The sequence below is a fragment of the Halobaculum rubrum genome, from assembly GCF_019880225.1.
In the GTDB taxonomy this organism is placed as follows: domain Archaea; phylum Halobacteriota; class Halobacteria; order Halobacteriales; family Haloferacaceae; genus Halobaculum; species Halobaculum rubrum.
This window is the reverse complement of record NZ_CP082284.1, coordinates 2,039,876-2,057,061: the sequence shown is the minus strand read 5'-3', so window position 1 is coordinate 2,057,061 and position 17,186 is coordinate 2,039,876. Positions and strand designations below refer to the sequence as shown.

Genomic DNA, 17,186 nt, shown 5'->3' with positions numbered 1-17,186 from the left:
ACTCGTAACACGCGCGTGCGTCTGGTGTCGGGAAACTGACTGCTCGCCGGTCTCGGCGCCGATCGACCCCGTCGATCATCGGCTTCCACCCCGACCGTCGAGCTCGACAGCGACCTTCGCGACTGTCGGCTTCGCCAAGTCGCCCCAGCTGAACTTCGTGTAGTGCAGCGCCGTCCACCACAACCCCCGCCCCACCGTCATGTGTTGGGTGTGCTGCTCCTCCATGGGAGCCGATTTGAAGCCGACCACGCTGTCGCCCGCCGTCGGGTTCGGCCACCCCGGCATCGTCACGCGCCAGCGGAGCTTCCGGCGGACGAGATCGTGGACGTCCGCCTCGTTGTGACCGAACTTGTAGATCGTCTTGTTGTTCTTCCGCGCGTCGACGAGCGCGTCGCGGTACGCCTCGATCTTTTCGTACCAGTGGTGGTTCTTCGGACCACTGCGGGCCGCCTGCGGCAGCAGGTCGCCCACCTCGTCGAGGAGCAGCGAGGCAAACTCCGGCCCCGCCTCGTCGACGAGCGCGACCACGAAGCCGAACCACCAGTGCGACAGCGGCGTCGGCGTGTCGTACTCGCTGTCGTCGGCCATGCTCGCGTCGTTGATCCAGTCGAACTGGTCGGTTCGGGGCGACCGCCGGAACACGTCCTCGATGCCGTGCCCCTCCGGGTCAGGGTACACGACGTGGAACTTGCCCGCCTCGAACTCCTCGAGCAGCTCGTACACGTCGTCGTAGTACACGACCTCGCGAGCGACCTGCTCCGCGTCGAGCGTGAACGAGCCCGACGCGTGTGCGGGCGGCTGAACCCGGACGCGCGAGTTCGTGCTCGACGGGAGCAGCAGCTTCGTCCACGGCGCGAGTGGCGTCCACTCCGCTCGCGAGGGCGTCCCGCGCCAGATGAACGCCTCCTCCGGGTTGATCTCCAAGACCTGCCGCGCCAGGTCGTTCGCCAGCGTCGACTTCCCCGAGCCCGGCTGACCGGTGCCGAGCAGGTCCGTGCCGCCGATCGACATCGACGAGAGCGCGCGGTCGTCGACCGCCAGCCATCGGAGGACGTGCCGGCGCGCCTTCGGTACTCTCGACAGGTCCGGGTCGTCCTGTTTGAGCAGCTCGCGCTCGTCACGCCGCAGGTGGATCAGGCAGTCCGGGATGTTCCCCGGGTACCCGACCGCGTCGGCGCTCGTGTCGATCGACTCCGCCTCGCTCGTCTCGTACAGTTGTTTCCAGAACGGACGAAGGCCGTGCTCACGGCGCATCGACCCCGCGTCGGTCACGCCGTAGTTCGTTCCTCGGTACGTCGAGGTCCGCGTCTCCGCCTCGAACGCCTCGACGATCTCCTCTTCCGTCGTCTCATGGGTCTGTTGTGTCTTACTCATAGCTCGACCCCGCTGCTCGCGGTCTTTTCTTCGTCTTGCGATTCCCCTGCCTGATCCGCCAGTTCTCGGACGGCAACGTTGCACGCCGGGAGCAGATTCCACGCGATAATCCGCTCACGTTCTTCGACGTACATCGGCTCAGAACACGTCGTCAGCTCCGGCTGCAGCCGGCTCGTCGTCAGCTGGTAGTCGAAGTCCGGCTCGACCGCTTTCATCGTCCCGAACGTCGCCGCGTCGAGTCGCTGCAGCCACTCATCGAGCACCGCGACGGAGTCAAACCCCTCGTGAAACTCCGCGATCGCGCGCTCCTGGCGCGAGTAGTGCTCGTCGAGCGCCGGTCGCATCGCCAGTGCAGCCATTTTCTCCGGGTCGCGGTTGCCCTCGAGGTACTCGGCTGCCTTCGGTCGAAGGAACCGGAACGCCTCGCGACAGGCCGGCCGGAGGTACCGAGCGACGAGCCGGCGCCGCGTGCACCACGCGTCCGCTGGTGTGATCTTCGTCTCGCCGCGGCGGTTGTACACACCCCGCGTCTCGCCCGTCAGGACGCACGCCAGCGCCGTCGGGTCTGTCGCGATGTGGGAGTACCAGTAGTCCGGCAAGCGCCCCAGCGTCCGGTACTGCAGCCGCAGCAGCCACCGGAGTAGCGCCGGCCTGTGTTCGACGCCCTCGTCGCGGAACTCGCGCAGCGCCTCGAGCTGCTGCTCGTTCAGCGCCTGCAGCGCCGGCCGCGTCGACTCGATCTCGTCGCCAGTCTCCTCGATCTCGAACTCGGGGAGCACCGACTCGTCGACAGCGCCCGATCTGGGTTCGTCCAGTTGGTCGAGCGCGTCGGCGAGACCGTCGACGGCCCCCGCGGCCGTCTCGTCAGTGTCACCGCCGAGCGATGGGAGTTCAGACGACATCAGTCGTCAGCCTCCGCGGTCGGGTCCGTCCCCTCGACGAACGAACCCGGGTTGGTGTCACGCCGCGAGGCATCGCGGACGGCCGCCTCGCTGTCGAGGTTCCGCAGTGTCTCGATCAGTTCGTCCGTCGAGTTCCGCTCGTCGACGAGCGCGTCGAGTGCCTGTTCGAGCGTTTCGTAGTCGTCGACCTCCGATTCCATGTGCATCGCCGTCGCGACCGCGTCCTCGGTCATGCCGACCGCCGGCATGAACTCCGCGCGGCCCTCGGTGACGCGGGTGTGAGCGGCGTAGACGACGACCGCGGCGAACAGCGCCCCGACGATGCGACCGCCGCCGACGCCCAGGTAGTCCATCGTGAACGACGCCAGCGCGAACGGGACGACCATGTGAAACGCCAGCGAGAACAGCGCCGTCCAGTTCGTTCGCACGCCGTCCTCGGTCTCGATGCGGATCGGCAGGTCCCATTCGACCGTCGACGGCGAGACCGTCGCGAGATCGCCGTCGCCGTTGACGCCGTCCTCGTCGACGAAGATCAGCTTATCGGCGACCGTGTCGGTGAACGAGACCTCCGGCGTCCCGAGGTCGAACTCGAAGTTCAGCCGGTCGATGCCGACGAACTCCGTGCCGCCAGTCCGCAGCCGGGCGAGCCACGGGCGGATCCCCGTCTCGATCACCTTCGTCCCGCTGTCCGTGTTCGCCAGTGTCACCGTCTCGAAGTCGGCATCCCGAGCCTCAAGCGCGAGGTCGCCGCGCGGGTTCGACTTCTCGCCGGTGAACAGGCGCATCAGCGCGACACTGTACACGCCTTTCTCCGTGGTTTCGAGCACGACGATGCCGATCACCGCCGCGATCGCGAAGCCGATCACCGGCGGCGCCGCCGACAGCAAGCTCGCTGTCCATACGAACGCGCCGAGGCCGATCACCGCCGACCCGATCGCGATGATGATCGCCCACGTCACGAGCCCGAGGCCCGGGCCTTTCCCGGTCCGCTCGATCGAGCCGACCGCGCTGACCACGGTGACGCCGGTGAGCCCGACGATCCAGATCAGGACGTTCGTCGCGGTGAACTCCCAGTATCCGCCCCACGTCGGCGCGAACGGGAGCGCTCGCGTCGTCTCGACGCTCTTGTGGGCAAATCGCCAGCGGGCGTCGCTCCCCTCAACCCACATCGTGATCTGGTAGGTTTCGTCGTAGTGGGCCGGCAGCGACACGTTCGCCGTGTCGTACCCGCGTCCGGCCTCGATCTGGTGGCGGTACGTGCTCACGTTCGTCGCGACCGTCTCCTCGACGGTCGTGTTCCCGCGCTCGACCGTCCGAGTGCTCTTCTGCCACGCGACGACGGTGACGTTCAGCGTCCGGTCGAGCTCGTCCTCGGGCGCGAGACGGACCGTCCGCAGCTGCACCTGGTTGCCGTTCACGACCTCGTCGCGTTCGAGGTAGTGCCAGCCGCTCTCGCCCGGTCCGACCGGGAACACGCGGACGGTCGCGCTGCTGTAGTCGCCGAGGAACCGCATCGACGACGGCGCGCTCTCGTAGGTCGTGCCGCCGCGCTTCAGCTCCTCGTAGGTGTTCGCCTCGCTGTCCGTGTCGGACTCGTTGGCCGCAGCGCCGTGGCCGTCGGCGACGGCCCCGCCGACGGCGACGAGCGGTACAACGAGCGACACGACCAGCAGTGCCGCGAGGAGTGCTCGCTTCACGAGCCACCTCCCGCGACGTAGTTCGCCGAGAACGCCGCGACGAGGAGGCCCACGAGCGGCCCCGCGACCAACCACGCCGCCGCAGGCGTCGAGATACCGACCGCGTCGAGCAGCCCCGCGAGGACACCAGAGACGGCGCCCCAGACGTACCACCCGCCGACGAAGCCGCCCCCGCCGGCGATCAGCATCTTCGAGCCGTTGACGATCTCGGCGACGACCATGCTACGCCGCCCTCCCGTCGCGGTTGCCGATCCAGATCATCGACACCACCAGGAACACGATCACGAACGCGATCCCGAGTGTGGACGGTCGCACGTCGACGTAGATACCTGCGAGGCTCAGGCCACCGTACAGGAGCATCCCGACGAGGTACGGTACCCCGCCGAGCAGTTCGTTCAGGACTGCCGCCAGTCCGAGCACCTCGCCCGCCGCGGTCAGCCCGATGCCGACGAAGCCCACGAGCAGCGCTCGCGTTCCCGAGAGGACGCCGCCCGTCGCGCGCTCAGCGCGATCAGTGACGCGCTCGACCGTCTCGACGCGATCGGCCGCGTCTCCAGCCTCGTCGGCGATCCAGTAGATGATCAGCGCGAGCAGGCCCCCGCCGATCAGCCACAGCCAGTTCTCCGCGAGCAGCGAGACGACCTCAGTCGGCACCGAGATCACCTCGCGCTCGCCGGCGATGCGTCTCCGATGTTGGTGTGTTGCTCATAGTTTCTCCTCGAAGATCTCCGTCGAGTTGTTCACCAGCCGGATCAGGTACAGCGGTCCCGCGATCGCGACGATCGCGAGGAATACCGGTTTGAACGCTGCCAGCGTCGGGAACACCTGCGGCAGCGTGAACGCCGCGATAGACCCACCGGTGAACAGGCTCGGCGCCGACGCGTACAGCGCCGAGCCGATCGCGAACACGACATCCGGATTCAGTAGTGCACCGAAGGCGGCGACCGCGCTCGACGCCGCTGAAATCGGGTGTGTGAGTGCCTCTTTCGTCTTCTTGAGTCTCTTTCCCATGCTCTATCACCCGAAGATGAACGTCTCGATCCCGGACAGGCCCGGGATCGCATCGGCGACCGCTCGCGTGCCTCGCACGATCAGGAACATCGTCACGACCGCCTCGACCGCGAACACCACCAGCAGGATCAGGCCGTCGATCGGCCCCGGTACTGACGGTGTGATCGCGCTCGCAACGAACAGGCCCACATCGACGTAGGCCCCGTACACGTACTCGACGAGGTCGAGCGCGTAGCTCGCGATCGCAGGGAACAGGTCGGCGAGTCCCCACACGGATTCGTCGCGTGAGAACCCCGGCGCCGACCCCTGAAACAGCGTCAGGATCGCGCCGTACACTGTCGCCGCAATGCCGATGATCGTCTTGACGATCGGCCGGAACACGACGCTCCTGACGAGCGACGCGAAGTTCCCGTTCGATAGCGCCTTGCCGAGCTCGGAGAGGTTCTGCACCCAATCGGGCGCGATCACGCTCCACGTCGGCGTGTCGTCAGCCAACGTACCACCTCACGGCGAGAGCGGCGACTGCGAAGCCGACGATCACGACCAGTACGTTCAGCGGCAGCGAGAACACGCCCGCCTGAAATGGGTCCCACGCGTCGGCGACCTCCGCCTCGAGGCCGGCGATCAGCGCGGTCACGTTCGACCGGAGCGCTCTCGCGTAGCCGCCCAGCAAGATGTCGAGCGCTCGCCCGCCGCCCAACACGATGCCGACGATGCCCTGCAGCAGCGCGTACAGACCGCCGCCCACGAGGCCGCCGCCAAGCGTGCCGACCGCGATGCGTCCCTTCTCCGTGAGGAACCGGTCGGCCAGCGACTCGCGCGTCACCACGAGTCCACCTCCGTCCGCGGTCGGCTGGCGGTCATGTTACGTCTCGCCCTCCTCCTCGGTGCCGAGAAACGGGATGTCGGTGAACGTCCCCGGGATGAAGTCCGACGACCACGGCTGTCGCAGGTACAGCGACACGACCGCGAACGAACTTAGTACGAGGACGGTCCCCAGCGGCAGTCCGAGGAACTCGAACTCGGCAACCGACTGCGCGGACGCCTCGCTCCCGGCGATCACGACGCCGAGTGGCGAGAGGATCAGCGCCTCTCCCACCGCGCCAGTGATGTTCACGAACAGGTCGACCGGCACGAGCAGCACCTTCACGATCGCCTGCACGCCGAGGATCGCACTCGTCGACAGCGCCAGGAGCCACCCGCCGATGCCCTGCTTGGCGATCCCGGTGAGGCTCCGGCCGCGTGCCTTCTCCAGCAGCGTCAGCGGTTCAGTCGCCATGTTACTTCCCCATGGCCCACTTCCCGCCGATCACGGACCCGACGACGGCCATCAGACCGGCGAGCCACTGTCCGACGATCGGGATGTTCGAGAGCCAGCCGCCCGACTCCTGGCCGAACTGGCCCGGCCCGGCACCGCCGCCCGTGAAGCTGTCCTTCTCGCTCCCAGTGACGACGTACTCGTAGTGCAGCGCGATCTCCGTCCCCGGCTGGATCGTCGAGTCGAGCGTCACCTCGTCGCCCTGCGAGTCGTAGCTCGACTTCACGCTCGACCAGCTCGAGATCTCGTCGAACTCCGTGTCGGAGACACCCTCCGCGTACTCGACCGTCTGGTACCGCGAGGACGGCAGCTCGACCTCGTCGGTCAGCTCCGCGTTCGAGTAGCTCACGTCGTACGCACTCGGCAGCGACAGCCGGTAGTACGAGTCGACGATGAACTGGAAGCCGGGGTACACGCCCGAGTCACCGCGGTCGTCGGTGAACTCGATGTGCGCGTCCATCTCCTGATCCAGCGACGACGCGTCGAAGATCATCGCGATCTCCATGCCGGCGATGTCCGCGTTCGAGAACGTGTCGCCCATCGTGTCGACGCCCGTGATCCAGAACTGACCCGTCGGCTCGGTGATCGTCCGAGTCTCGTCCTCCTCACCGTCGTCGTCGCTGTCGTAGCGCTGCTCGCCGAGCGTGTACTCGCCGAGCTTCTCGGAGTTGATCACCGACAGCGACACGTCCGCGTCGCCGTCCTCGACGACGATCTCGACGCTCTGGATGTTGTCGAACGTGCCGTCGGAACCGCTGACGGTCGTCGTCGACATCTCCCCGAGCTGGTGCTGCAGCACGTAGCCCTCACCAGTCGCGTTCGCGAGGACGTGATCGGCGTCCGTCGAGTTGTCCGGGTCGATCACGGCGGTCTTGTAGTCGCTGTCCTCGTCGACCACGCGGATCTCGACGTGTGCGCCAGCGTCCAGCGTGTTCACGTCAGCGAACAGCTGCAGCGAGCGCTTCGCCTCGTCCGAGTCGATCGACTGCGAGAGCGCGTACGTCGCCGTCGCCGAGTCGCCGTCAGCGAACGAGCCGTTCGTCGCGACGTTCAGCGCGTCGACGTTCGGCGCCGTGGTCGTGTCGGCGACCGAGACGCCGGTCGTCGTCGACCACTCGCTCGCGTCGAGCGCCGAGTGAGTCTCGTTGTACCGCGGGAACGCACCCGCGTCGGAGAAGTTGATGTCCGTCGCGGTCACGCCGACCGGGTTCGCCTCCGAGTCGTTCACTCGCGCGTCTGGCGTCACCAGCTCACCAGAGTTCCCTTCGTACTGCGTGAGTCCCCAGCCGACCTGGTGCGTGTCCTTCTCGAGGGTCACCCCGATTCCGGGGTTGTGCACCGCGTCGCTCTCGTAGTTGACTTCGCCCGGATCGTTGATCGTCATCGACGCCTGTGCGACCGCCCCGCCCGCACTGACGACGAGCAATACCACCATCGCGAGCGCCGCTGCTCGCTTGCTGAATAGTGTGTCGTAGTTCATCTGTCGTCTCCGTCGCTTTCCGGGCGACGAGTCCGTGGTCCGCCGTCTGTTGCGACCTCCGGCTCTCGAGCTCGCGTCGGCGCCGCGGTGCCGAGTTCCTCCCAGGCAATGTACGCCCACAGCGGGAGCGGTAGCAGCGCCGACGCCGCCGCGAGCAGCCCGCCGTCGAACAGCAGCGCCAGCGTGAACGACAGCGAGACGATCGACGTGGCGAGCACCCCGCCGAGGAACCGCACGCGGGCCTCTGGCGTCGTGCTCACGCGTCGTCACCTCCCGTCGCCGCCAGCGAGAACTTCGCTCGGGCGCCGATGTACGCCAGCCCGATGCCGGCGACCGCCGCACCGAGCGGCGCGAGGTCCGGTTCGAACGCCGAGAGCAGGCAGAGCACGCCGAAGACGGCGAGCATCGCGCCGCCCTCCTCGGTGATCCCGGTGCCGCGGAGCGTCAGCCGCTCCGTCGGCCTCGCGTAGCCGCCGTCAGTGGCCGGTTCGTCTTCGGCCTCGCTGTCCGGGTTGAAGCCGTCGTCGTGGACGGTTTTCGTGCCGGTCGGCGCGTGCACCGTCGCCTGTCCCGACACGCCGCTGTCGAGGTCGACGAAGATCTCGCCGTTCAGGCTCGGCGCCTCGACGACGGCCTCCTCACCGCGTTCGCTGACGCGGACCTCCCCGTCAGTCATCGGCGACCTCCGTCTGTGAGAAGTCGCGCCAGCGCACGTCCGACTCGACGCGCTCGGACTCGCTCTCCTCGAGCTCCCACGAGTCGCCGTCGCGGACGCGTTTGGCGTGTTCGGGACAGTAGCGGCCGGCCGGCGCGCCGGTCGTGCCCGCCGTGACCGCATCGGCACCGTCGGGAGGCTCGACGACGGTCACCGTCGGCAGCTCGTGGCAGCCGGGCCACGGGCACTCGCTCACGAGTCACCTCCGAGCGGGACGCGGTGTCCCTCGAACGCCGGCCCGGGATGCGGGTCTGTGCGATGCGACTCTGTCGGCCACGCCTCGATCGCCTTCGAGGTCGGCGTGATCGGCGGCCGGTTGTCCGGGCCGGAGTCGTCGTCGCTCGTCGGCATCGACAGCAGCCCGCCGATCAGCTCGTCGAGCGTCGACAACGCCTGCTCGACCGCCTCGATCAGGTCTCCCAGGCTCACGCTCGCCTCCCGACGAGATCGTCGACGTACTCGTCGACGCGTGCTACGTCGCCGACCGTGAGATCGAGCCCGGGCTCGCGGGGGCGCTTGATACGATGCTCCTCGAAACCGCCGTCGGTGCCGCCCGCACGGGGCGGCGGGGTGTCCGGTTCCATGCTCCGTTCGGCCGGTAGGGCGGCCGATACTCCGGCTGTCCTGACCCCCGTACTAGTACCTCCGCGAAAACACGAGACTCTGTACAGAGACTACCACCGCACGGGCCATTTATCCCGGATAGTCAGGACAGCCACTGTATGCGCAAACTGCAAGCAAACGGCGGTAGCGGGCTCGTGGCACTCCCGAAGGACGGGCTCGGTCGCGACGGCGTTCTCGGTGACGACGGCTCGATCCCTGGCGACCAGCCCGTCGTCGTCGACCGGCTCGGGCGTCGCGTCTACTTGGTTCGGCTCGTCGACGACGCGCGCGTTCCGGATGCTGAGGACACCGAGGTCGTCGAGCGGCTCGCCGCGCAGCGACTCATGAACCAAGACGCGTTCGGACAGCCGCCGACGGCGGACTGAGTTTTACAGAGCTATACGTCTGTCAAAGTCGGCCGGCGTTCGGGGGTCCGCACGGGCCGTATTTACGTCTCGCTGGAAACTCGTTTTACTGTCTGCCATGGCGTGGACAAGAGAACCCCTTACCGAATCCGAGCTTGACGAGTTGCTCGCGGCCGCCGACGAACGAGATCTCGACCACCAGGTGACGATCTACGCGCTCGCCCACACGGGCCTGCGAGCCGACGAGCTCGCGCACCTCCGTGACGACTGGATCGACTGGCAGGCCGAGCGGTTGCGGGTGCCGCCCGCCGAAGGCGAGTGGTCGCCGAAAACCGAGCACTCCGCACGGACGATCCCGCTGAAGCATCCGGGGACGGTACGGCGGCTCCGTGACTACTTCAGCTATCACGAGGCGTACGACGCGACCCGACAGACAGTCACGAACCGTGTGAAGCGGGTGGCGGCCGAGACCGACCTCCGGAAGAAGATCACGCCCCACGTCCTCCGGCACACCTACGGGACACTGATCGCGGCGCGAGGCGCGACGCCACAGTACATCCGCCAGACGATGGGACACGCCGATTTGTCGAGCGCAAACGACTACCTGCAGTACGCCGGCACGCAGCTCGACGCCGAGGCCGAGGAACTCTGGTGAAAACTGAACATGAAGGACCGATCTGTCCATGCCGCGATCGTCGAAAACCTCGAACAGCCGGGTTCTCGAACGAAGGAACGACTCGTCGACGCGCTCGCCGACGAGTTCGATGAGGTGGACGTGAAGCACGCTCTCGGCGATCTGCTCGTCGAGGGTACCGTCGAGGAGCACCCCGAGATCGAGGGCGCGTACGTCCTCTTTGAGGAGTAGATCACCCCGATCTGAACACCGGTGCGTCAGCGACGGGCCGATTCAGTGTTCAGTTCTCAGGATTGGGTCGTCTCCGACCAGATCGGTCAGTGGTCACGCCGGAACTCCGATCCTCGGACCTCCTCTCGGTTCGTGGCAGTAATTGTAGTTACCGATGGCTTGTCCAAGAATTTCGACGAGTGCAACGGCGTAGATCTTAACATGCTTGTTAGTTGCGCGGGGCAACTCGTCAAGCACTCTCGTCTCAGGTTGCACCGTCGTGCCACCAACGAATTTCCGTATTTTACGATTTCGATTGATGCCTCCGAGTTGTGTTATTCTGCAAGGGTGGTGTTGTCAAACTCAGAGTTCTGACGGTAGTACGCGATCACCGGCGCCACGTCGCCCTCGACGCCGGCCTCCCGGAGCGTCGACGGTGTGATCGTCGGCTTCAACTCATCGTACAACGCCTGCAGCGAGCGGTCGACCCGCGCGGCACCGTGACTTCGGTCGTTGACGCGGTAGCGTTGCCCCTGTTGCGAGATGTACGCCTCTTTCTCGAAGACCCAGGTACTCCCATCACGCCGGCGTTCGACGATGAGGTCCTCACACCACTCGAGTTTCCGCTCGCCGTGCGCATCGAGAATGAGGTCATACAGTGGACGCTCCATCGATGTCTGCAGGACGTTCCGCTTTGAGAACTCCATCTGCTCAAGCTTGTCTGCATTCACCTCGGCGAACAGCTCAGCTGCCGCCTGCTGGTCGCCATCGAGGTAGACGACGTTCGTGAACTGTGCCGAAGAGTTCTCCGTCGAGTGTCCCGGCGTTCCGTTCACCGCGATCTTGCGAGCCATCGCTCGCAGTTCGAGCGGGAGGGCGCCGAGGTCGATCCCAGTCGCGGGGCCGTCACGCAGGCGCTCTGCGTCGGACATATCCTACAGTACTGCTCAGGGGGACGTGAATCTCCCGGCCGTCGGGGTGCATCCCAATGCGACCGCCGTCGCTGGTCGGTGTGAGCGCGTCGAAAGAATGGGTCCGCGTGAAGCGGACGTGACCGGGTACGGCCGGTCAGTCGTGATTAGTTAGTTGTTGCGACGAGCGGCCAGCAGCGCGGCGCCCATCAGGGCGATGACTGCCAGCACCGCGCCGAAGCCGGGCGTCGACGTCGAGGTCGTCGTCTCCTCGTCGGGCGTCGCGGTCGCGGTCGGCGTACCGTCGTCAGCCTCGGTGGCCGTCGCGGTCGCCGTCGCGGTTGCGGTTGCCGTTGCCGTCGCGGTCGCGGTTGCCGTGCCCTCGTCAGGCGTCGCGGTCGCGGTCGGCGTGGCCGTGCTCTCGACGAGCACGCCGTCAGCCGATGCGGAGAAGGCTGCCTGGCGGGCGCTCGCGGTGAACGTGTCGCCAGCAGCGTTGTTGCTCAGGTTGAACGTTGCCTCGAACGAGCCGTCCGAAGCGACAGTCACGGTCTGCGTCTCGATGAAGCGCGGCTGCGTCTCGTCGGTGGACTGGACGCGAACCGTGAACTCCGTCCCGGGCGCGACGTTCGTCGTACCCGTGATGGACGCGTCACCGGCGGCTGCTTCAACCTCGTCGTCAGCGTTCGTGTCGAAGCTGCCCGTTGCCTCCTCGACACTGAAGTTCGCTGCGGCGGTCTGGTACTCGTCCTCGGCGTTCTCTGCGGTGACATCGCTGTCGATGTCGAGCAGGTGCTCGTCCTGCACGTTGACCTCCGTCTCGACGTTATCGCCGTCCTCGAAGCCCTGGCTCTCCAGAGTGTCCGTGTCGAGGAAAACGTAGTACGTCGACGACGTGTCGTCGTACACAACCGTCAGTGCGTCCGGCGCGCTGCCGAGCGCGCTCAGGTTGAGCGTCGCAGGGTCAGCGTTCGAGCCGGGGTTGGTCTCCTCGAAGAGAACCTCCAGCACGGGCTGGCCGTACGTGTTGTTGGTCTGCGTCGCCTTGTAGAAGGCGGTGGTCGTGGAGTCGTCGCTGGCACTCACGTTCGCGAGGACGCCCTCGAGACCATCAGCGGAAACCTGGTGGACAAGGACGTCGTCCATGCCACCATCGGGGTCGATAGCGACCGTGTCAGTCTGCGTGACCTGGCCGTTCTCGACAGCCGAGGTGATTGCCGACACCTCGTCGACGTCCTCATCGTCGATTGCGTCACCGACCGCTTCGAGCGTGTCGTCGCTCGTCCGCCAGAGCTGCTGGCTCGGCACCGAGCGCTCCTCGATGATGAGCGTACCGACCTCGTCGGGGCTGTCGGCCGTCGCGGCCGCGTCGCCCGTGCTCGTACTGACGATGTAGTCGCCAGTGTCGAGGATGTCCGAGAGCGTCTGCTCATCGTCGCCCTGGTTGTCCAGCGCGACTGTGTCGTCAGTGCCCTCGCTGTCGCCAGCGAGCGTGACGATAGTGCTGCCGGTCGTGCCGGCAGTGTAGGTGTTGAAGTCGAACGTAACCTCGCCGTCGTCATTGCCGTCCGTGACAGTGACGTTGGCTTGGTAGCCGTCCTCAGCGATGTCGCCGATGAGGACGGTCGCCTCGGTGGCGTCGTTGTTCAGTTCGATCGTGAACTCGGCGTTGTCACCCTGCGTGACCGAGACCGTGCCCGCGCCGAGTGCGGACTCGCCCTCTTCAGTCTCGCTCACGGTCACGTCGTTGGTCGTGGTACTGACGCCAGTGCTGACGTCAGTGAGCTCGACCGAGTAGGTGCCCGTATCCGAGAGCGTGCCGACGTCGAACGTGCCCTCACCGGAGCCGTCAAGCGTGACGGTTGCGGTGGCGCCGGGGACAACGTCGTCGTCGGAGTCGGTAACCTCGACGGTGATGTCGCGGTTACCGGCGTTGGCGCTGACCTCGCCGGTCAGGGCCTCCGCGGTCGTGATGTTCTCGTTGTCGACCGAAGCCGACAGACCGAGCTGGCGGATGTCCAGCGACCTGTCAGTAACGTCCGCGTTACCGTTGTCAAGGACCGTACTGAACTGGTAGGTCGCACTGGTGTTTCGGTCGGCCGTATCGAAGACGTAGACCTGACTACCGGGACCAGTGCTACCACTGAAGATGAACTCGCCACCGTCCGTGACAATTTCGAGGTCCTGATTCAGGTCCTCGGAACCGTCCTCCGTGACGAAGGCAACGGTAGCTCCTTCGAAGGTGCTGAGATCCGAGCCACTCTCTGCGAGCGTCGTGCCGGTCACGGTCACCGAAACGTTACCGGGTTCGGCGGAGTCAACGCCAGTCGTGTCGGAGAGGGCGTTGATGTTGACAATGACCTCGTCGCCGGGGTCGAGCGCTGTCGACGATGAGAGGACGATCTGGCCGTTCGTGTCACCGGCCGAGTCGAGCGTGTAGTCGCTCGTGACGTCCTCATCGTTGACGTAGACGGTGATGTTGTCGGTCGTCGTGAGTGCGCTCGAGGAGTCGTTCTGGAGAACGTCCTCGGAGAATCCGACCTCAATGATGCTCTCACTGTCGGTCGTGCCGCCAGCGATGTTGGCACCATCAGTGTCCGAGAACTCAACTGCTCCAGAAACAGACGGTGCGTCTGTGTCGGAGTTCAGGTTGAGCGTCGTGGATTGGTCGTAGGTGCTACCCGGGCTACTTACGGTGTATGTGGTGTCGTCGGTACCATCGCCATTACCTTCCTCGACAGCGTACACCGTATACGTACCGTCAGAATCCGCTGTAATGCCAGCGATATCTGAAGGCGTGAATGTTACCTCAGAATTCCCATTGGTGTCCGAGGTATTGGTAGCGATGTGCTCATCCGATTGGATGCTTCCATCTTGGTCTGCGTCAATTGCATACGTTACGTCATTTCCGCCCGTTGCGGCTGTCGCACTCACCGTTATTGTGTCGCCAGGAGCTGCATCTGACGGACTCACGGAGAGACCGGAAGTTGCCGCAGCAGCTGTACCTGCGAACGCGACAGTCCCAGCGAAGACGCTGAACACCATCAGCGCTGTCAGGAACAGCGCGCGGATCTTGTTATTGTTGTCTGTCATGGTTTGTGTTGAATCGCACCGCACTGCATCGCACCGGCAGCGTCCTCCCGAGCCTGCTGCAGACGCCCGCCTGCCACACCCGACACCGGTTGTCGGTGGACAGCCGGACTCGGTCTGGGGCTGCGTGGCTACCAGCGCATTCGGGTAGGGGTGTGAGGAATAAATGGCAGTCACGGTAAATACTTTGTGTGAACGACATGGGTGTGAGAACCCATCACATAGTAGGGAGAAGCCTTCAAACGCCAGAATTCAAAATCCCGGGTTCGATCATCCGTCGAACGGTATCGTCGACGGTCGACCCGAATCCATAAGTACGTGAGACGCTCTCATTCTATACGGGCCCGCAGCGGGCAGGCGCCATGTTCCTTGGGTAGGGAATTCGCCTGCCCCTGACTTCTTCACGCAGTAGTGACCCACACTCTCTCATCGAACCATACCGCTCGCGAACAGCGCGGGCGCCCGCGGGCGTCAACAACCCATGATTGTGCAGCCGACTGGAAGCAACTGGAAGGTATGCGTGTCCACTTATCACCCCGCCGGGCACACCGATTCGAGTAGATGTTACGTGACGGCACAGTGTTCGAGGACGATCACCTTCCGCGAGAGATCGTTGGTCGGCATCAGCACATGAACGAGGTCACAGACGCCCTTGCACCCGTCGAGGACGGCTTTTCTGCCGAGAACTGTTTTCTGTTCGGTCCCTCCGGCTCGGGGAAGACGACAGTTGCGCGCGCCTCCGTTCGAGAGCTCCGGCGCGAGGTGCTCGACGTGCCGACCGGCTACGTGAACTGCTGGAAGGACTACACTCGCAGCGCCGTCCTCGAACGCGCCGTCAAGGATCTCGCGAACACCTCGGTCCGTCGCGGCGCTCCCGTTCGAGATCTCCTCGATGAGCTGCAGTCGAAGCTCGACTCACCCAGCGTGATCATCCTCGACGAGGTCGACCAGCTCCGGGACACGAAACTGCTGTACGACCTTCACACCGTCCGCGGGCTCTCGTGGATCGCTATCGCGAACCGTGAGGTGGACCTATTCGCCAAGCTCGAAGACCGTGTCCGCTCGCGCATCGGCGTCGGCTACCGTGTCCGGTTCGACCACTACAACGCCGATATCGTGACGGAGATCCTCGGCCGACGCGCTCAGTCCGGGCTCGTTGACGGTGCTGCCGAGCGCCACGTCCTCCGTCGGATCGCCGAGTCGACCGACGGCGATGCCCGGAAAGCTATCACGGCGCTGCGGGTCGCCGCGAAGAAGGCTGCCGGTGAGGGCCTTTCGTCGATCCCGGAGCGGCTCGTCGAGGAGTCCGTCGTCGACGCCGAGGCAGAGATCCGCCAGAAGTCGATCTCGAAGTTGAACGATCACCAGCATACCGTCTATCAGATCCTCAAACGCGACGGGCCGCTCATCCAGAAGGATCTGTACGAACGATACCAGGAGGAGCACGGCGACGACACCCTCAGCTATCGCTCGATGCGCGGGACGCACCTCCCGAAGCTCGAACACTACAACCTCGTCGCGGTATCCCGGGGAGCGGATGGGAAGCTGTATCGGCTGACCGACTCGAAGCGAGTGGAAGGGTAACTGGAAGTCTGAGATCGGGCGTTGTCTGGCGGTTTGTGACCGAGTGGAAGCGAGTGGAACCTCCGACTCGGCCTTATGCAGGGGACGGTCACAGCGTCGGGTATGGCACAGTCCGAGCGGCCGGCCCATGGCAGCGGAGCACAGACGATCGAGATCAGCGTCGACCTCGTCGCCCACGGTCACGACCGGGACGGCGTTCCCCGACGCGTCGACGTGCTCGTCTCGACCGACGCGAACGGAACGCTACAGGTCGAGGCGCGGACCGGCGAGCAGTTCGACGACTACCGGATCGACGCGCGGGTCAAGCTGAGGAACATCGAACCGCGGCGCGCGTTCCGTGGCGGTGTTGGCGTCGATCTCGACGAGCTCCCCGCGTGGGTCGAGACGATCGTCGATCGTGCCGAGGCGCGCGTCTTCGGGGAGTGATCCACGTGTCCAAAACAGTTCCCGCCGCCGCCGAGTCAGCGGTGTTCGTCGATCCAGTAGCACCACTCTCCGAAGTCGTCGGCACCACACTGTTCGGCGATACTCTGGAGCGTCCCGATCTTCACCCGGTCGTGAAGCGGGACCGTCACCGTTCGGACCTCGCCCGTGTCCGGATTCGTGTACTTCAAGATCGCGTGACTCCCCCGCTGGCGGTCCTTCCGGTAGTCGAACTTCCGAAGGACGTTGACGATATCGTGTCCGGAAAAATCGCGCGGCGGCCCTGTCACGCGTCGAACCACGGCGCGTCCGCTTCAGGAGCCTCCGTGTCGTCCTCGCGGGCTTCGATCGTGAGTTCGACCGCCTCGTCGAGGTTCGCGAGTGCCTCCTCGCGCGTCTCGCCTTGGCTGGCGACGCCGACCTCCTCGTCGATCGCCGACCAGCCGCCGTCGTCCTCCTCGATCAGGCTGATCTTGCGTCCCGTACTCATACGAATCGATACGAGAACGTCCGAGAAAAGCGTTCGGTCAGTCCTCGTCGTCGAGGTAGTCGTCTATCACGGCGTCGAAGTCGTCCGCGTCCTCGTACTCGTCCCGCTGCTCCAGTGCGACGCGGCCGCGCTTTGTGATCTCGTAGAGGCCGGCGTTCTCACTCGGTCCGATACGAGCGAGAAGCCCGTAATCTGCGAGTTGCGGCAGTCGCGTGTTGATGTACCCTTTGTCGCGGTCCAGATGTTCCGCAATGTTGGGCGCAACGTTCCGTCCGTGCTCCATAAACGCCTCAAGAATATCGAAATCAGTAGGACGGACGAGTTTCAATCTGATTCCCTCTCCCAAGATGTCTATATACCATCGGTAAATAGCGTGCTC

25 protein-coding genes are annotated in these 17,186 nt (G+C 65.3%); 5 read left to right on the top strand and 20 right to left on the bottom strand.

Annotation, left to right across the window (positions count from 1 at the left end):
* Positions 1-75: 75 nt before the first annotated feature.
* The 15 genes from K6T25_RS10660 to K6T25_RS10590 are packed head-to-tail and all read right to left on the bottom strand — an operon-like array spanning position 76 to position 9,081.
* Positions 76-1,374 carry a hypothetical protein gene (locus K6T25_RS10660; RefSeq protein ID WP_222913937.1) on the bottom strand — a complete coding sequence of 433 codons (1,299 nt, stop codon included), beginning with the start codon at positions 1,372-1,374 and terminating at the stop codon, positions 76-78.
* Positions 1,371-2,276: a hypothetical protein gene (locus K6T25_RS10655; protein WP_222913935.1), complete on the bottom strand. Its 906-nt coding sequence runs from the start codon at positions 2,274-2,276 to the stop codon at positions 1,371-1,373. Before K6T25_RS10655 ends, K6T25_RS10660 begins: the two co-directional genes overlap by 4 nt.
* Complete coding sequence (locus K6T25_RS10650; RefSeq protein WP_222913934.1) at positions 2,276-3,973, bottom strand: hypothetical protein; 1,698 nt, start codon at positions 3,971-3,973, stop codon at positions 2,276-2,278. The genes K6T25_RS10655 and K6T25_RS10650 overlap by 1 nt, the downstream gene beginning before the upstream one ends.
* A complete protein-coding gene (locus tag K6T25_RS10645; RefSeq protein WP_222913933.1) occupies positions 3,970-4,194 on the bottom strand; it encodes a hypothetical protein in 225 nt (74 codons plus the stop codon). Before K6T25_RS10645 ends, K6T25_RS10650 begins: the two co-directional genes overlap by 4 nt.
* Position 4,195: 1 nt before the next feature.
* Entirely contained in the window at positions 4,196-4,627 is a 432-nt protein-coding gene (locus K6T25_RS10640; RefSeq protein ID WP_222913932.1) for a hypothetical protein, read from the bottom strand.
* A gap of 51 nt (positions 4,628-4,678) precedes the next feature.
* A complete protein-coding gene (locus K6T25_RS10635) occupies positions 4,679-4,984 on the bottom strand; it encodes a hypothetical protein (RefSeq protein WP_222913930.1) in 306 nt (101 codons plus the stop codon).
* 6 nt (positions 4,985-4,990) lie between these two features.
* On the bottom strand, positions 4,991-5,479 hold the full coding sequence (locus K6T25_RS10630) for a hypothetical protein (RefSeq protein ID WP_222913928.1): 489 nt from the start codon (positions 5,477-5,479) through the stop codon (positions 4,991-4,993).
* A complete protein-coding gene (locus tag K6T25_RS10625) occupies positions 5,472-5,813 on the bottom strand; it encodes a hypothetical protein (protein WP_222913926.1) in 342 nt (113 codons plus the stop codon). The genes K6T25_RS10630 and K6T25_RS10625 overlap by 8 nt, the downstream gene beginning before the upstream one ends.
* Positions 5,814-5,849: 36 nt before the next feature.
* The gene (locus tag K6T25_RS10620; RefSeq protein WP_222913924.1) at positions 5,850-6,263 is read right to left on the bottom strand and encodes a hypothetical protein; all 414 of its coding nucleotides are present in this window, start codon (positions 6,261-6,263) and stop codon (positions 5,850-5,852) included.
* A 1-nt stretch (position 6,264) separates the two neighbouring features.
* Complete coding sequence (locus K6T25_RS10615; protein WP_222913922.1) at positions 6,265-7,782, bottom strand: hypothetical protein; 1,518 nt, start codon at positions 7,780-7,782, stop codon at positions 6,265-6,267.
* Positions 7,779-8,042 (bottom strand): hypothetical protein, encoded by a 264-nt coding sequence (locus K6T25_RS10610; protein ID WP_222913920.1) that lies wholly within the window; start codon positions 8,040-8,042, stop codon positions 7,779-7,781. Before K6T25_RS10610 ends, K6T25_RS10615 begins: the two co-directional genes overlap by 4 nt.
* Positions 8,039-8,458, bottom strand: coding sequence for a hypothetical protein (locus K6T25_RS10605; protein ID WP_222913918.1), 420 nt, complete (start codon positions 8,456-8,458; stop codon positions 8,039-8,041). The genes K6T25_RS10610 and K6T25_RS10605 overlap by 4 nt, the downstream gene beginning before the upstream one ends.
* Positions 8,451-8,693: a hypothetical protein gene (locus K6T25_RS10600; protein WP_222913916.1), complete on the bottom strand. Its 243-nt coding sequence runs from the start codon at positions 8,691-8,693 to the stop codon at positions 8,451-8,453. Before K6T25_RS10600 ends, K6T25_RS10605 begins: the two co-directional genes overlap by 8 nt.
* Complete coding sequence (locus K6T25_RS10595) at positions 8,690-8,926, bottom strand: hypothetical protein (RefSeq protein ID WP_222913914.1); 237 nt, start codon at positions 8,924-8,926, stop codon at positions 8,690-8,692. The genes K6T25_RS10600 and K6T25_RS10595 overlap by 4 nt, the downstream gene beginning before the upstream one ends.
* Positions 8,923-9,081, bottom strand: coding sequence for a hypothetical protein (locus tag K6T25_RS10590; protein WP_222913912.1), 159 nt, complete (start codon positions 9,079-9,081; stop codon positions 8,923-8,925). Before K6T25_RS10590 ends, K6T25_RS10595 begins: the two co-directional genes overlap by 4 nt.
* Before the next feature lie 138 nt (positions 9,082-9,219).
* Between K6T25_RS10590 and K6T25_RS10585 the strand changes: the two genes are divergently transcribed.
* The 3 genes from K6T25_RS10585 to K6T25_RS10575 all read left to right on the top strand — a co-directional run bounded on the left by K6T25_RS10585 (position 9,220) and on the right by K6T25_RS10575 (position 10,330).
* Entirely contained in the window at positions 9,220-9,486 is a 267-nt protein-coding gene (locus tag K6T25_RS10585) for a DUF8053 family protein (protein WP_222913910.1), read from the top strand.
* A 97-nt stretch (positions 9,487-9,583) separates the two neighbouring features.
* Entirely contained in the window at positions 9,584-10,120 is a 537-nt protein-coding gene (locus K6T25_RS10580; protein WP_222913908.1) for a tyrosine-type recombinase/integrase, read from the top strand.
* Between the two features lie 9 nt (positions 10,121-10,129).
* Entirely contained in the window at positions 10,130-10,330 is a 201-nt protein-coding gene (locus tag K6T25_RS10575) for a hypothetical protein (protein ID WP_222913906.1), read from the top strand.
* Positions 10,331-10,644: 314 nt separating this feature from the next.
* Here the strand turns inward: K6T25_RS10575 and K6T25_RS10570 are convergent, their stop codons facing one another.
* Positions 10,645-11,241: a hypothetical protein gene (locus K6T25_RS10570; RefSeq protein WP_222913904.1), complete on the bottom strand. Its 597-nt coding sequence runs from the start codon at positions 11,239-11,241 to the stop codon at positions 10,645-10,647.
* Between the two features lie 150 nt (positions 11,242-11,391).
* Positions 11,392-14,313 (bottom strand): DUF7827 domain-containing protein, encoded by a 2,922-nt coding sequence (locus tag K6T25_RS10565; RefSeq protein WP_222917997.1) that lies wholly within the window; start codon positions 14,311-14,313, stop codon positions 11,392-11,394.
* 627 nt (positions 14,314-14,940) lie between these two features.
* On the opposite strand from K6T25_RS10565, the gene K6T25_RS10560 reads away from it, so the two are divergent.
* On the top strand, positions 14,941-15,894 hold the full coding sequence (locus K6T25_RS10560) for a Cdc6/Cdc18 family protein (RefSeq protein WP_240009216.1): 954 nt from the start codon (positions 14,941-14,943) through the stop codon (positions 15,892-15,894).
* Positions 15,895-15,996: 102 nt separating this feature from the next.
* A complete protein-coding gene (locus tag K6T25_RS10555) occupies positions 15,997-16,320 on the top strand; it encodes a hypothetical protein (protein ID WP_222913900.1) in 324 nt (107 codons plus the stop codon).
* A gap of 35 nt (positions 16,321-16,355) precedes the next feature.
* Here the strand turns inward: K6T25_RS10555 and K6T25_RS10550 are convergent, their stop codons facing one another.
* The 3 genes from K6T25_RS10550 to K6T25_RS10540 are packed head-to-tail and all read right to left on the bottom strand — an operon-like array spanning position 16,356 to position 17,090.
* Complete coding sequence (locus tag K6T25_RS10550) at positions 16,356-16,607, bottom strand: type II toxin-antitoxin system HicA family toxin (RefSeq protein ID WP_222913899.1); 252 nt, start codon at positions 16,605-16,607, stop codon at positions 16,356-16,358.
* Positions 16,604-16,807 (bottom strand): type II toxin-antitoxin system HicB family antitoxin, encoded by a 204-nt coding sequence (locus tag K6T25_RS10545; protein WP_222913897.1) that lies wholly within the window; start codon positions 16,805-16,807, stop codon positions 16,604-16,606. Before K6T25_RS10545 ends, K6T25_RS10550 begins: the two co-directional genes overlap by 4 nt.
* A gap of 37 nt (positions 16,808-16,844) precedes the next feature.
* The gene (locus K6T25_RS10540) at positions 16,845-17,090 is read right to left on the bottom strand and encodes an ArsR family transcriptional regulator (RefSeq protein WP_345778219.1); all 246 of its coding nucleotides are present in this window, start codon (positions 17,088-17,090) and stop codon (positions 16,845-16,847) included.
* Between the last annotated feature and the right edge of the window lie 96 nt (positions 17,091-17,186).